Source organism: Stenotrophomonas sp., from assembly GCF_032103445.1.
Lineage (GTDB): Bacteria > Pseudomonadota > Gammaproteobacteria > Xanthomonadales > Xanthomonadaceae > Stenotrophomonas.
The window spans coordinates 75,549-90,414 of sequence record NZ_DAMDFR010000003.1; the positions used below are offsets into that span (position 1 = coordinate 75,549).

General features: G+C 61.3%; 13 protein-coding genes. 8 read left to right on the forward strand and 5 right to left on the reverse strand.

The window, feature by feature from the left end:
- The first annotated feature begins 88 nt into the window (after positions 1–88).
- The 8 genes from RT551_RS02025 (at position 89) to RT551_RS02060 (ending at position 8,767) form a co-directional block, all read left to right on the forward strand.
- The gene (locus RT551_RS02025; RefSeq protein WP_313455357.1) at positions 89–4,834 is read left to right on the forward strand and encodes an RHS repeat-associated core domain-containing protein; all 4,746 of its coding nucleotides are present in this window, start codon (positions 89–91) and stop codon (positions 4,832–4,834) included.
- A 786-nt stretch (positions 4,835–5,620) separates the two neighbouring features.
- A complete protein-coding gene (locus tag RT551_RS02030) occupies positions 5,621–5,980 on the forward strand; it encodes a hypothetical protein (protein ID WP_313455359.1) in 360 nt (119 codons plus the stop codon).
- A 26-nt stretch (positions 5,981–6,006) separates the two neighbouring features.
- Positions 6,007–6,387: an ankyrin repeat domain-containing protein gene (locus RT551_RS02035; protein WP_313455361.1), complete on the forward strand. Its 381-nt coding sequence runs from the start codon at positions 6,007–6,009 to the stop codon at positions 6,385–6,387.
- A 2-nt stretch (positions 6,388–6,389) separates the two neighbouring features.
- Complete coding sequence (locus RT551_RS02040; protein ID WP_313455362.1) at positions 6,390–7,085, forward strand: hypothetical protein; 696 nt, start codon at positions 6,390–6,392, stop codon at positions 7,083–7,085.
- Complete coding sequence (locus RT551_RS02045; RefSeq protein WP_313455364.1) at positions 7,067–7,543, forward strand: hypothetical protein; 477 nt, start codon at positions 7,067–7,069, stop codon at positions 7,541–7,543. Before RT551_RS02040 ends, RT551_RS02045 begins: the two co-directional genes overlap by 19 nt.
- A gap of 46 nt (positions 7,544–7,589) precedes the next feature.
- A complete protein-coding gene (locus RT551_RS02050; protein WP_313455366.1) occupies positions 7,590–7,826 on the forward strand; it encodes a hypothetical protein in 237 nt (78 codons plus the stop codon).
- An 8-nt stretch (positions 7,827–7,834) separates the two neighbouring features.
- Positions 7,835–8,188 (forward strand): ankyrin repeat domain-containing protein, encoded by a 354-nt coding sequence (locus RT551_RS02055; protein WP_313455367.1) that lies wholly within the window; start codon positions 7,835–7,837, stop codon positions 8,186–8,188.
- A 312-nt stretch (positions 8,189–8,500) separates the two neighbouring features.
- Positions 8,501–8,767, forward strand: a complete 267-nt coding sequence (locus RT551_RS02060) for a hypothetical protein (protein WP_313455369.1) — start codon at positions 8,501–8,503, stop codon at positions 8,765–8,767.
- A 152-nt stretch (positions 8,768–8,919) separates the two neighbouring features.
- On the opposite strand, the gene RT551_RS02065 is transcribed toward RT551_RS02060, so the two are convergent.
- From RT551_RS02065 to RT551_RS02085, 5 genes are all read right to left on the reverse strand, one after another.
- Positions 8,920–9,225: a hypothetical protein gene (locus RT551_RS02065; RefSeq protein ID WP_313455370.1), complete on the reverse strand. Its 306-nt coding sequence runs from the start codon at positions 9,223–9,225 to the stop codon at positions 8,920–8,922.
- Positions 9,226–10,363: 1,138 nt separating this feature from the next.
- Positions 10,364–11,053: a hypothetical protein gene (locus RT551_RS02070; RefSeq protein WP_313455371.1), complete on the reverse strand. Its 690-nt coding sequence runs from the start codon at positions 11,051–11,053 to the stop codon at positions 10,364–10,366.
- Positions 11,050–11,289 (reverse strand): hypothetical protein, encoded by a 240-nt coding sequence (locus RT551_RS02075; protein WP_313455372.1) that lies wholly within the window; start codon positions 11,287–11,289, stop codon positions 11,050–11,052. Before RT551_RS02075 ends, RT551_RS02070 begins: the two co-directional genes overlap by 4 nt.
- A 420-nt stretch (positions 11,290–11,709) precedes the next feature.
- Positions 11,710–13,101, reverse strand: coding sequence for a sigma-54 dependent transcriptional regulator (locus RT551_RS02080; protein ID WP_313455373.1), 1,392 nt, complete (start codon positions 13,099–13,101; stop codon positions 11,710–11,712).
- Between the two features lie 86 nt (positions 13,102–13,187).
- Positions 13,188–14,801, reverse strand: a complete 1,614-nt coding sequence (locus RT551_RS02085) for a HAMP domain-containing sensor histidine kinase (RefSeq protein WP_313455375.1) — start codon at positions 14,799–14,801, stop codon at positions 13,188–13,190.
- Between the last annotated feature and the right edge of the window lie 65 nt (positions 14,802–14,866).

A 14,866-nucleotide genomic window follows, 5' to 3' on the forward strand; every position in this document is an offset into this window, starting at 1 on the left:
CGACGAGTGGTAAAGGGGACGTAGGTCCGGAGGGAGATTGATGCGACTCTATGGTGCGGCTTATGTCGCGGGGAACAGGGAAGAACAAATGAGTGAACTGGTCACATGCACACGGAGCGTTGGATGCAAATTTCGTCTGATGGTCAAAAATCGTGTATGGCTCCTTGCTTTCATCCAGCTACACGCTTGTGGTGAGCTGTTTGCCGCCGACCTTCCGCCGAACAATCCGCCTGTGGCTACGGATTACTGCGTCTCCACCGGCGGATGCTTCAAAAGCATGGCAGAGGCCGAAGCGGAGATGAACGCTGCGACGCCACACTACAGTGGCATGATGCGGCAGAGTCGCACCATTCCAAGTGGGGAGGATGGGCTTAAGATCGAATACGCAGTCGACAATCGACCTCCGAGATTGCTCTATCCGGCCGTTTATCAGATTGCAGGCCAGCAAAATTCCAGTCCATACTGCCCGGGTATGGTGTCCGAGAGTGACCCCTATTTCCCCCTTCTATGCTACTCAGATGTTGTGGGTATTGAGCAGTACAAGGCAAAGTTCCTGGTAAACACTCAGCAATGCACCTTCACCAACATTGAAGTTGTGGGTGACTACGGCCCGACCCCAACTTGGCACAATCCCAATACTCCGGGTACGTCGGGTTACGTGAACTATTCGGCCCCCTATAAAAGGCTCGAGTGGGACATCTACTGCACTGGATGGGGTAATGTCCCGCCGGATCACAGATCCATACAGGTTGCGAAGTTTCAGACTTATGACTGTCCGCTCGCCTTCTCTGGTGTCAATTCGACGACTCCAGAGATAGCGCGGCTCTGCAGGCCGAACAGGTCCATCCCCTACATAACCGTCCGCAAAATCCGGCAGACTGACTCCGCCTCCGCCAACTGCAACCCCTGTCATCCAGACAACGGCGACAAATCCCGCGTCGAACCTGATTTCGCCTTCGCTGGCGGCAGCTTTACCCGCTACTACCATTCGCTGCGGCAGGTGGTGCTGGAGCGCGCCTTCCCGGCGGGCTGGACTTTTACCTACAGCAGCCGTCTGGAGTTCTCCAGCCGCTACCTGATAACCGATGACGGCTACTACGCCAAGCTTCACCAGCTGCCCTCCGGTAGCTTCGCGGTGGACAAGTCTGGCGGCGCGGTTCTGAACCGTATCTCCGATGCGTTGTACGAACTGAAGAGTGCCAGTGGGGAGATCCGCAGTTTCGATGGAAACGGCCGGCTGATCGCCATCCAGAACCTGAGCAATCCCGCCAGCGACGTTTCCATCACCTACCAGCCGGTGCTGATAGGCGGCACCGCCAGCACACAGCTGATTTCGCGCGTGACAGACAAGTCGGGCCGCTCCATTCAGTTCCACTATGACGACGCGCGCCTGGTGGCCATCGAGCTGCCCGACGGTGAGCTTGTGTCCTACGAGCAGGACGCCATCGGCAATCTGGTTGCGGTCGATTATGGCAACGGCCAGGTCAAGCAGTATCACTATGGTGAGCAGGGCAGCGGGCCGTACTTGCTGACCGGCATCACCGCCGAGGACGGACTGCGCTACGCAAGCTTCAGTTACGATCAATGGGGCCGGGTTGTCTCCAGCGTGCTGCATGCCGACAACCAGCGTGTGGATGGCACCTACCTGTCTTATCAGGATGATCAACACGCTACGGTCAAAACCCGCCTGGGTGAAATCCGATCGTACGTGTTCGCGAGCGACTTCTATCGGTCTCCGTTAAGCGTGGCGGACTCAAGGGGGGCGCTGGCCACGACGCACGACGCTTCCGGGCGCATTCTGAGCCGGGTGGATCGGCGTGGTGCACGCAGCATCTCCAGCTACACCGGGGCGCAGCTCACCTCAACGTCCGATGCCGTAGGTACTCCCGACCAGCGCACCACCGCCACCGACTGGGATGCCGCGCTGAACGTTCCGCTGGAACAGCGAGTAAGCGACGCTGCCGGGACGCTTCGCAACAAGACGCAGTGGGCCTACAACACCCGCGGCCAAGCACTTTCCTCCACCGAAACCGACCCGGTCACCGGCCAGTCGCGCACCGCCACCACCAGTTACTGCGAACAGGCCGACGTCACGGCCGGCACCTGCCCGTGGGTGGGCTTGGTAAAGGCAGAAGTAGCCCCGGGCGGCACGCTGCCCACCACCTACATCTACTACCCCACTGACGATATTGCCTGCGCAACGCCGGGTGCGGCGTGCACCCACCGCAAGGGAGACCTGTGGAAGGTTTCCAACGCGCTGGGCCACACCGCGGAGTACTTGGCCTACGACAATGCCGGCCGGGTAACCCAGCAGAAAGACGCCAATGGCGTGCTGACCAGCCTCACCTACCACCCGCGCGGCTGGCTGGCCAGCCGGCGCGTGCACGGTGCCTCGGCGGCACATGACCGGCTGACCCAGATCGAGTACTGGCCCACCGGCCTGACCAAGCGCGTCGTGGAACCCGATGGCAGTTTCATCAGCCATCGCTATGACAGTGCGCACCGCTTGGTTGAGGTCAGCGACAACACTGGCAACCACATCCAGTACGTGCTGGATAACGCCGGCAACCGCGTGGCCGAGAACACCCGTGACCCGGGCGGTGCCCTGAAGCGCACCCTGAGCCGCCTGTACAACACCTTGGGTGAGCTGGTGACCCAGGCCGACGCATCCGCCAATCCCACCGATTACACCTACGACAGCAACGGCAACGCCACCACGGTGACCGACGCGCTGGGCCGGGTGAGCCGCAGTGATTACGACCCGCTCAACCGCCTCAAGCGCAGCCTGCAGGACGTCGGTGGCATCGAAGCGGAGGTGCAGTACCGCTATGACGCGCTGGACTACCTGATCGAGGTCACGGACCCCAAGGGCCTGAAGACGCTCTACGCGCGCAACGCCTTTGGCGAGGTGATCACCCAGACCAGCCCGGACACCGGCGTTACCGCCATGACCTACGATGCGGCCGGCAACATGGCCACCCGCACCGATGCCCGTGGTGTTACCGCCACCTACCAGTACGACGCACTGAACCGCGTCACCCACATCAGCTACCCCGACCCCACACTGGATGTGGCCTACACCTACGACATCGCCCCGGCGGTGTGCGCGGCGAACGAGCAGTTCAGCCGGGGCAGGGTGGGCACGGTGATCCATGCCGGCGGCAGCACCCAGTACTGCCATGACCGCTTCGGCCAACTCACCCGCAAGGTGCAGACGGTCAATGGCGTGGCCACCACCGTGCGCTATGGCTACACCGCCGGCGGCCGGCTGGCCGCGCTGACCTACCCGGACGGCACTGTGGCCGACTACCTGCGCGACAGCCTGGGCCGCATCAGCGAGGTGGGTGTCACCCGCCCGGGGCAGCCCCGGCAGGTTGTTGTGACCAATGTGACCTATGCGCCGTTTGGCCCGGCAACGGGGTGGACGTATGGGAATGGGCGGGCCCTGCAGCGACCTGTGGATCAGGACTACCGGACCATTGCGGTGCATGACCCGGCACCGGGTGGGTTGTCGGTGGGGTATGGGTATGACCCGGTCGGTGAGATCACGGAGCTGACCAATGGCGATGGCACGGAGGTGCTGGCGCAGTACAGCTATGACGCGCTGGGGAGGCTGACGCAGACGAAGGATGGGGCCACTGGGACGCCGATTGAGACGTATGGCTATGATGCGACCGGAAACCGTACCCAGCTGACCACCAATGCTGGTACCCATGTGTATAGCTACCCAGCCGCCAGTCATCGACTCACGGCTGTTGACGCCGAGTCGCGCGCCTACGATCCCACGGGAAACACGCTGAACATTGGTTCAAGGGAGTATGTGTACAGCGATGCGAACCGGCTGACTCAGGTGAAGCAAGGCGGGGCAGTGGCAGAGAGCTACGTCTACAATCATCGAGGCGAGCGAATTGGGCGGTCGCCGTCGGGAGCGCCCGAACGTTATTCGGCCTACGACGAGGTCGGCCAATGGCTCGGAGACTTCAGTACTTCCGGTCAAGCGGCCCAGCAGGTGATCTGGTTGGATCGCATCCCTGTGGCTCTCGTTGGCGAGCAGCCCGAAGGTACTTCAAAACTTGCGTATATTCAGTCAGACCACCTGGGTGCTCCACGTTTGCTCATTGATCCGACGACAGGTGCCTCCCTGTGGGAGTGGAGTAGCAAGGGCGAGGTGTTCGGCAGTCAGGCCCCAAACATTGACCCTGCCGGGAATGGGGCGTCCATGGAGCTGGCGTTGCGCTTCCCTGGGCAGCAGGCAACCGTGGCCAGTGCGTTGTACTACAACCATCAGCGTGAGTACGACGCGACTACGGGCCGCTATTCACAAAGTGATCCTATCGGCCTGCGTGGCGGATCTTCCACATACTCCTACGTTGGGTCTTCGCCACTCCGTTACGTCGATCCCCTTGGTCTGGTGAAGTGGAAAGGCTATGCCCATGGCATCGCTGGCGGTGGCGGTGGATTGGCATTAGCTTTTTACAACTTCCACCTGACATCCGAGTGTGTGGGCGGAAGGATGGCCGTCGTAGACCTCGACGTCTTCTGGGGCGGTGGCGGTCTTGGGGCTCCGGTTACTTATACAGTGTCCAACGTGACGCTCGATGACGGCGCGTCGCAGGTTGACCCCAATAATCTGACAGGCCCGGCGGTACTGTATGGTGGTGGATTCGCGGCCGGCGGAGGTGCAAGCTACTCTGAGCTTGTGCTTGGTTCTGGAAGGTCAGATTTGTCCTGGAGCGGCCAAGGCGGATGGGACGCATCTCTGTATGCCTATCCTTATGGCCGGTCCCGCTTCGATGGGCAACCACGGATCATCAACTGCGGATGTGAACGGTAAGCGTATGTTCGAATTGGTTCCGTACGTCGTTTACATCCTGTTCGCGGCAATATTGAGTCGATCAATTGTCGTTCTCGTAGCTCGGTGTCAGTCACAGAAGACACCCGGCGAGGAAGCACTCGCGAAGCTGCCCATCCTTCCCTACAGGGACGTCGATGTGCAGGTGAGTACGATTCAGGCTTGCTATTTGGCTATGCGGAACGGAGGGGTATGGCGACCGGCCGGTGCTCTCGCCCTTCTTCACGTATCGCTATGGGTGGCGCTCGCGGGTGTATTCCTGCTTATGGCGATCGTTGAGATTGCGAACTTCGACTGGACGCATGCTTGACTTAAACAGCTCGCAGGCGGCCAAAGGCTGGCACTGTCGTGCGCATCGACATGATCTTGGCCCAAGAAATTCTTCCTCAAATTCCTGAATGAAAATGTGGGCAATCGCATGGAAGGATCACTGATTGGACTGATTCGGGTTGCGCTTCTGTTCGTACCGTTGGTCGCATGTTCGCAGCAGGATGTTGAGTGCGGTGGGGTCGAGCCGAGGGAGTACTCTCAATCCGAACTCGCTCTTCTCGAAGTTGCCAGGAAAGAGTCGCTTGCATACTGTGGATTGCCAAAGACGGGCTGCGAATATTCCGTTTACAAAACCCGGGCGGGAACCACCGTGCGGGTCTCCAGGCTCTCTTCTACAGGAGGTCAATGCCTCGGAGCGATAGGGGATGAGAAGTTCTACAGCTTTGACGACGTCGGTCATCTGGTTCGGGTTATTGATGGCCTTTAGGATCAGCGGCGATGACCACTTTCGATCAGCGTGCTAACAGCGGAGGAATGGTCATGCCGCCCGAGGTTCGAGTTCTTGTCATTGCGTTCAATCCAGCTACTTATGACGCGATCGAGGTGGCAAGAGTCGCGAGGGCCGAGTTCACAGATGAGAACGTCGTAGGCGCCATCCTCGAAGCTTTGGACATGGCTGCTGACGCAATTGGGCTGGAGGAGCTTGCCCTATGGGAACCTCAGGTTGATCTATGGCTGTGGAGCGACAGGGGGCAGAGGGCGGCCATGCACCTTCCTCGTGAAGTGATGCACAGGTTGGCAGTGGCGAATGCGTCGCTCGACATCGATCCATACATGTGTGAACCAGGGAGGGGATGAGTACGGAGGAGGAGTCCAGGAAGACCATGGATGAGCTGCTACAGCCATTCCGCGAGATGGCAATGTTTGAAGATTGCGAGCTGACCTCGCCGGAAAGTACCTGCCCCTGGGGCGATGCACCCGTACATGTGGCAGCCTACGACAACGATGTTGAAACGCTTGGAGCATTCCTGCCTTTTGTTCGAGACCTGAACATCAAGGGAGAGCTTCAGCTTACCCCGCTGCATAGCGCCATCCTGAACGGATCAGTGGAGGCGGCGGAGATGTTGATCGCGGCAGGTGCGGACGTTGAATGCATGAATCATCTGGATCAGAATGCGCTGACGATGATGGCCGGGAAGCCTGCGTTCATCACCATGGCTCGTAAACATGGGCTGCAGGTTTCGGGAAGGGATGAAGGGGAATAATCGTGATTGCAGGGAAGGCCTTCGATGATGTCGTTTTCCATGACGGTATCGTCCACGTCATTGCCGTATCCGTCCTTCGGCGATCCTGTGAGATCGATCTTTGCCTCGGGGATTGGGAGAGAGGGAAGCCGCGTCTGACATCGCGTTTCGCCCTTGGCGAGATGGACTCTTTCTTCGCTCGCTTTGATTTCCCAGAGTTGGCCGACAACGCGTGGGCAGGCAATGTGCAGGACGGCTCCGTAGAAGCATCCAAGCGACGGCTGAGCATGCACCTGGTGGGTGGAATGCTGGAGGCGGTTGCGGAAGACATCGAGCTGCGCGCCCCGTCCGAGTATGAAGCTCAGGCAGCGATTCCGATGCTGGTAGACGCTGCCGGGAAGCCTCAATCTCTTGAGGGAGTGGATCTGGACAGGTCGCACCTCGAGGCGATTGAGTTCTCCCCTGTGACCAATACGTGTCGTCTGGATATGCAGGTTCGTACTTCAGAGGGCATGCTTGATCGCGCGCCAGCCACGATCCTGATCGAAGGGGTTACGTCCTGCATCAGCAAGATGGACATGGCCGCTCTGAATGTGGAGCATCGGTTCGGAAACGTCATCGGAGGTCACTTTGACACCAGTCGGGGCCTGCTGAGGTTGCACCTGGAGAAGAGCTTCATCGAGATCGTGGGAGCCGGTGCATGGTTGGTCTGGCGATGAATGGATTGCCCAGCCAACTCACGGAGCAGTTCGAGGAAGCTAACGAACAGGTGGGGTCTGAGGCCGCCTTGGCCCTGCTATCTCCCCATCTTGCCATCGGTGATCCAGAGGCGCTGTACCTTCGCGCGCACATCCTTGTCGCCGATGATTCTGAGGAGAGTTCTCTCTACCTGCTCCAGGAGTCGGCGTCCAAGGGCTACCTTCCCGCCATCTTTCAGATGGGAATGAACTACTTGTTCGGCGACTGGGGTGTTGAGCGGGATGAGGCGGCGGCTGCGGAGTGTTTTGCCGAGGCGTCCGCGGGCGGGTATGCATCCGCTCACTACGAGTATGGGCTGGCATTGCTTCACGGTAAGGGTATTGAGCGCGATGTTGCCAGGGCCATGGAGTTAATCAATGCAGCTGCCGAGGCGGGGAACGAGTACGCCTTGGAGTTTCTGACTAACAGAGGCCCATGAGGCCGGGGGAACGGATGGCGACCGGTGAACCAGTGGGAGGCGCTCGGTGAAGTATGCGGATGGTCAGGAGGTGCTGCTCGGTGACGCCGTGGATCTCGGTGGCGGTTCGGTTGGCCGTGTGGTTGCCGTGTTGGATACTGGGCGTTACTCCCAGTGTTATCTTGCGGAGGAATGGAGCTATCTGAAGGAGGGCGTTCTACTTGAAGCGCACGCGTTCGGGCTGGTTCATTGCACCGAAAGCGGCCACGACTTCACACTGCTGGGTCGGGGCGAAGCCAGTTGAGGCCAATCATGTTGCTCGCAGATCTGTTGGAGGGCTACGGCCAGCTTCCTGAGTACTCGGGTATTACGCTTGCTGATGTCGATCAAATCAGCCTGTTCGGAGATGTGCCCATCAACGTGGCTGCTACTCGTGGGAGCATTGTGGAAATGGAGACGCTGCTTTCCGTCGGAGCTGACCTTGATAGTCCCGGGGAGCATGGATGCACGCCCTTGCACAACGCTGTGGAGCAGGGGGCGAGAGACGCCGTTGAGTGGTTGATCTTGAACGGCGCGAATCGGTCTGCCATCAACGACTGGGGAATGAGTCCGTCGGACTTGGCGGCTGCGCTGGGTGAGAGCTTGATTGGGGGGCTGTTAAAGTGATGCCGGCTCTGATTGATGTCAGGCATCGCGGCGGTGTATCGCCATGACAGTTGGATCGCGGGTGGCGCTGATTGCGTTGGGCTTTTTCATCCTCGGCCTCGGTGCATCGGCGATACTGTTTGAACTACTGCTTCCCGACGCTGCGGTTTGGGTAAGGCTTTGCAGCGCGGATGCTGGCGGTTACTTCTGTTGGGCGGCTGCATTCTTGGCCAGATACTGGTGGCTGCTTCTTCTGCCGTGGTTTGCCGGTCTGCTATTGATATCAGTCTTGATGGTATGTCGGGTCGTTACGGGCGTAGAGAGGAGTGATCGATGAGCGACTGGTTCGTAAACATATCTTGCTTGTTGCGTGCTGAAGGTCGAGACAGGTCGATAAAAATTCGAATCTCTGAGCCGTTTCCTGTCCAAGGGGAAGTTGAGTATCGCTGTTTGGTTCAAGCGCCTGAACTGCTTCGTCGTGATGTGGAGATTGCCGGTATCGACGCGGATCAGGCTCGAGCGCTTTCAGTTGAGTTCGTGAAGTCGATGGCGGGGGATTTTGAGTTGATTGATCAGGACGGGAATCACGTCGTTCTTTAGGTGATGGCCGTCTGTGCGTTGGGGTTGGTCGAAGCCACGCAGGGCGTGGCTCTACGGCCTGGCCGGGCAGTCCATTGCGACGGGGCGGCACCATGCGCCGCCACTGTCCCGTTTCCTCTCCAATGTGCGCTGTCAGTTCGCACTGTCGCGCCCTACCAGCGCCGGACTTTTCTGTAGATCTTGACCGCCTCCTGATCCTTCGGTGGCGGGTCCGCGTGGAAGCGGAAGCCGCGCCATTCGGGGTACAGGTACAGCCGCATTCCGGTGTCGATGCCCAGGTCTCGCATCCACAGGCCCCGTGTTTTGAAGCAGGGAACGGTGGGGCAGCCGGGGTAGGTCTTCAGGCCGTCGTGGTGCAGGGCGTTCACGATCACGCTCTTGGGCGGTCGCCAGAAGCGTCGGCGAAACTCTTTCTGTTCTTCGGTCAGGTCGTCCCAGTCTTCTGTTTCGTCGTTCATGGTGTGTCTCCGCTGTTGAACCTGCCCCGCCGGGATGGCGGGAGAGTCGGGAGGGTAAGAACCGTCAGAGGAACCGGCGCGACGTATTTCCGCGAGGGTGTTTTATTTCGTCGCCCTCCCGACACAAGTCGTCCAACATGTAATTCCTCTAGGAGTTCTTACGCTCCGAGACACACCATGCGACAGATCCAAGGGTAGCGGAGCGCGGTTGTTTTTTGCGGTGTGCTTCGGTGTGCGGCGATGCAAAACGATTTGTGTCGTAAGTGGGCCGGATGCATGGAAAAGTGTGATGGGTGCCGTGCTTATGGGCGTTGGGTGTGTCGTTTTTGGTGTTGGAAAGTTTGTTGGGTTGGGGTGTTGGGTGGGGTGGGTGGTGTGTCGGTTTTGGCGCTTATGGCGCGTGGGGAGGGGGTGTTGGATGGCCGCGGAAGAGCAGCCGGGCAAGCCCGGCTCTACGCGTAGGGTGGGATGACTGCGTAGCGCGCAGGTTGGGGTGATTGCGTAGGGTGGGGTTGGGGCGAAGCTAGGCTGCGGCGAGGTTTTGGTGAGGCGGTGCGCGCTGGGTGGTGGGCGCGGTTACCTTTTGTGTTCCGCGCGCTGTGCCTGTGAGGCTGATGCGCATCCCTTTGGAGATGGCTGATGCCTACGTATGTTGCTTATCCGAGTTCGCTGGAGGTGTTCTTTGGAACTGTGGAGAGCGAGGCGGTTTGTGCGCGAGATGGCGAGGTGGTGATTGAAGCTGTGCCTGCGCGGGGTGGTCGGCGGCGTGGGGTGCGGATTGTTGTTGCGGAGGTGCTGGATGGGGAGGAGGGGGAGGCGTAGCGACGCGCCATGCGCGTCGGGCGGAGTGTGCGCGGAGAGCCGACACGCATGGCGTGTCGCTACGGGCGATTTTTGAATTTGGAGCTCAAGCGGCCGGAGGGGGTTAGGATTCCGGCTTCGTACAACGTCCTTACGTCGTCTTCCGGCGTCATGCTTCCGTAGAGGTACGCGAGTCGCTCTTCGGTGCTTCTGAAGTAAGGTACGAGGATCGGCTTTACCCGGGTGGGACGACGTGGGCTTCCCTTGGCCCACTTGCGGGTGCTCGTCTTTACTGCTGGCTTCTTGGTAGCCATGACTGTTCCTTGGGTGATCGAGCCTATGCGCGCTTGCGTGGTTTGGGTGTGGCTGCGCACAGTGCGGCGAATCGTTCTTTGGCCGCAGTGAGTTCGGCGGCACTCAACATGCGCTCCCCCGGTGGTACGAACCAGCCCTTTATGCAGCTGAAATCGCGCAGTGCGATTTGAATGTGACTGTCGCGATGAAAGCCGGAGCTGGGGGCTATCTCGACGCCTTGGCGGAATGCGCCGCGAACGGCTTGTAGCGTACCCCTCGTCCCCATTTCCTCTCGCCTGGTGTGGATGAATCCGAACACAGTGCGATCCAGTCCACGCAGAAGAACGTCCTGATCCTGTTCTGGGGCAGGAACGTTGATGGGGAGCATCCGTCCGCTCTGCAAAAAGCCTCCTTGCAGGAGCAGGTACGCATCCTCAAACTCAAGTCGACCTGCTCGGGTTGTCATGTCGAGGCAGCGCTGCACGCTGAAGAGGCAGCCGACGACTGCCGGGGTAGCGATGGGGCGGGCTGTGAGTCGCCTTCGGGGTTGATGCGCGGCGCATTCCGCGAAAGCTCGGGCGCGCTCTTCATCGTTCTCGAACATATAGAACCCGGGCCCGAGCCAATCATATTGATTGTTGCTCTCTTCGGGTTGCAGCTGCCCCGATACCAGCCCGTCGCGTACGATCACATCGCACCCGTGGTAGCCGACCATCAGATGACCATCGATCATTTGAACTTCGAGCTCAGACGGCCGGATGGCGTAAGAATCCCTGCCTTGTAGAGAATTCTCAGCGAGTCTTCCGGGGTCATGCTGCCGTAGATGTACTCCAGTTCCTCCTCGATGGTATTGAAATACGGGTAGAAGATCGGTTCGGGCTTCGCCGATTTGCTGGTTGTGGATTGGGTGCGCTTGACAGTGGTGGTCTTGCGGGCGGCGTTCTTGACGGGGGTCTTTTTGGTAGTCATGGCCGGATCGTAGGTCCGGAGTTTGGGTTGTCTATAGAAGTGCGTGCGAATCGTTGGGGGCGACTCGATTGAGTCTGCTGGAACCGTTGGTGTGCTTGGGGTTCGGTGCCGCATGGGCCGGCCAACGGCCGGCGCTACCGGGTGTCGGTTTTGGCGGGGTGTTTGGTTGGGGGCGCGCGTTGTCGGGGTGTGCGCGGAGAGCCGACACGCATGGCGTGTCGCTACGGGGGCGTTTGATCGTTTAGAGACGCGCCTGCCGTCAATGCGGTGGTCCGGCATGGTCGAAGCCACGCAGGGCGTGGCTCTACGGAAGCGTTTGATCGTTGGTATGTGTGGAGCGTTCGATCGTTGGTATGTGTGGAGCGTTTGGTCGTTGGTACGTGTCGAGCGTTCGATCGTTGGTACGTGTCGAGCGTGGGGTCAATCCATTCCCAGCTTTTTAAGCTTGTAACGCAGCGCACGGAACGTAATGCCGAGCTGCGCGGCAGTCCGCGTCTTGTTCCAGCGATTCTCTTCCAGCGCCTTCTGGATCGCGGTGCGCTCCATCTGCTCGATGTACGAGGGCAGCGCACCGTTGCCGGCGGGTAAGTCCACCACGGCTTCTTCCTGCACCGCGGCCGCGCTGTTCACACCGGTCTGGCGCGTGGCACCGGGCTGGGGTAAGCGCAGGTCGCTGGCGCTGATGGTGTCGCCCTCGGCCAGGGCCAGGGCGCGCTCCAGAATGTTTTCCAGCTCGCGCACGTTGCCGGGGAAGTGGTACAGGCCCATGGCGTCCAGCGCCGAAGGGGCCAGCAACGGGGTGGGGCGGCCGTGTGTGCGGGCCAGGCGGGCCAGGATGGAGGCGGCCAGCTGCGGCAGGTCGCTGCTGCGTTCGCGCAGGGGCGGCACGCGCAGTTCGATCACGTTGATGCGGTAATACAGGTCGTGGCGGAAGCGGCCTTCATCCACCAGCTGGCCCAGGTCTTTATGGGTGGCCGACAGAATGCGCACGTCCACCGGAATCTCGGTGGCTGCACCGACAGGGCGGATCGACTTCTCCTGGATGGCGCGCAGCAGCTTCACCTGCATCTGCAGGGGCAGCTCGGCCACTTCGTCCAGGAACAGGGTGCCGCCATGTGCGGCCTGGAACAGGCCGGGCTTGTCGGCGTGCGCGCCGCTGAAGCTGCCCTTCTTGTGGCCGAAGAACTCGCTTTCCATCAGTTCGGACGGAATGGCACCACAGTTCACCGGCACGAAGGTGCCGGCGGCACGCGCGCTCTGCGCGTGGATGGTGCGGGCCACCAGTTCCTTGCCCACGCCCGATTCGCCCAGGATGTACACGGGGGCCTGGCTGCGGGCGACCTTTTCAATGGTGGTGCGCAGCGCGTCCATCGCGGCCGAATCGCCCAGCAGGCGGGTGGTCTGCTCGCTGGTCAGCGGTGGCGGCGCGGGGCGCTCGCTGTTGTTCAACTCCAGCGCGTGCTTCACCAGCCCCCGCAGCACCGAAATGTCCACCGGCTTGCTGACGAAGTCGAAGGCACCGGCCTTCAGCGCTTCCACCGCCAGATCCATGCTGCCGAAGGCGGTGATCATCGCCACCGGGGTACGCGGGTAGTGCTGGGCAATCTCGGTCACCAGCTCGATGCCGTTGCCGTCGGGCAGCCGCATGTCGGTGATGCACAGGTCATAAGGGTTGCTGGCCAGCAGCTCACGGGCCTCGGCGAGATTGGCGGCCGTGCTGATCCGCAGGCCCATGCGGCCCAGGGTCAGCACCAGCAGTTCGCGGATGTCGCGTTCGTCGTCGACAACGAGGGCGCTGCGGTTTTCGTTCATGGGAGTGAAGATAGCCGAGGAGTGTCACTAACGACAAATGTTTGACAGTTGTTGACCACTTTTAACGATTGGAACAGACCAAGGTGTCATTCCGGCAACATGGTGTGCGGGCCGGGCAGGATCAGCCTGAAGCAGGCCCCGCCGGCGGGAACGGCCACGTACTCCAGCTGCGCCTGGTTGGCCCGGCACAGCTCGCGGGCGATGTACAGGCCCAGCCCGGTGCCATGCTCGGAGGTGGTGAAGAACGGGCGGAACAGCTGGCTGGCCACCTTTTCCGGAATGCCGGGGCCGCGGTCCATCACGTCGATCACCGCCGAGCGCTCCATGCGCGCCACGCGCAGGCGCACCCGCGCCGGCTCCTGGCCGGTGCGGCCGTACTTGAGGGCGTTGTGCACCAGGGCGGTCAGAATCTGGTGCAGGTGGCGCGGGTCCACCAGGCCATGCACCGACGATTCGGTGATGATCGGCTCCACGCTGTCGGTTTCCAGGGTGAGGCTCTGCTTGTAGTCCAACACGAAGCGGCGCACGAAGGCGGCCAGGTCCAGGTTTTCCGGGTTGGCCCGCTCGCGCCGGGCCAGGCCCAGCACGCTCTCCACAATGCCGTTGGTGCGCTGGCACTGCTGGTGGATGATCTGCAGCAGGCGGCGGTCGGTGTCGGTGATGACAGTGGACTCTTCCAGCAGCTGCGCGGCGTAGTTGATCGCCGCCAGCGGGTTGCGGATCTCATGCGCCAGGCTGGCCGAGAACCGGCCCATGGCCGAAAGGGTCAGCGATTCGGCGCGGCGCGAAACCACGCTGGAGTCGTCCAGAAACACCAGGGTGAGGTCGCTGCCGGCCAGCAGGCGGGCGAAGCGCGGCTGCACCTCGGGCTGGTCGGGGGACAGCTGCAACGGGGTTTCCTCGTTGTTCCAGCCGTTGCGCCAGCGCTGCAGGCGGCGCAGCAGGTCGGGGGCGGCGCTGGCCAGTTCGAGCTTGCCGCTGCCGCTGTTGCCTTCGTTGTCGCCGATCAGGGTGCTGGCCGCCTCGTTGGCCAAGGTAATGCGGTTGCTGCCGTCCACCACCAGCACGCCGGTGCGCATGCGGCGGATGATCAGTTCGTTGATCTCGAACAGGTTGGCCACTTCCTCGCCACGCTGGTTGGCCAGCTGCTGGTTGCGGCGGGCACGGTTGCCGACCTGGTAGCTGACCACCGTCACTGCCAGATAGCTGGTGATGAACATGGCCAGCTCGGCCAGGGTGCGGTTGGGGTCGCCATTCTCCAGTTGGTTCCAGAGGTACTCGCCGGCGGTGGCCACGGCCGCGGCCACGGCCAGGCTGAAGCCCAGCGAGAGCGGCAGCAGGGTGGCGGCGGCGGCGATGTTGAACAGCAGGGCCATCGAAAGGCCGGCGCTCGCACCGGGCAGGGCATGGGCCAGCAGGGCGGTGGCGAGAATGTCCACGGCCACGCTGCCCACCACGATGGGGCGCAGCCAGCGCTCGTTGCGGCCCACCAGCAGAATCAGCACCGCCACGCCCAGGTAAGCCACGCTGACCACCGCGGCCAGAGCCGGGTGGGTGGACTCGCCGACCAGGCTGGCCAGCGGGCTGAATACGAGCGCGGCGATGACCGCGGCGATCAGCACGCGGTACAGGGCGAAGAAGTACAGCTCCCGCTTCGGCAAGGACTCGATGCGGTCGATCAGTGAAGCGCTGGGTGACACGCCGGAACTCCCCTTCTGGCAGGGGTCCAGTGTAGAGGGAGAGGGGCAATCGCGCGCGGAACGTC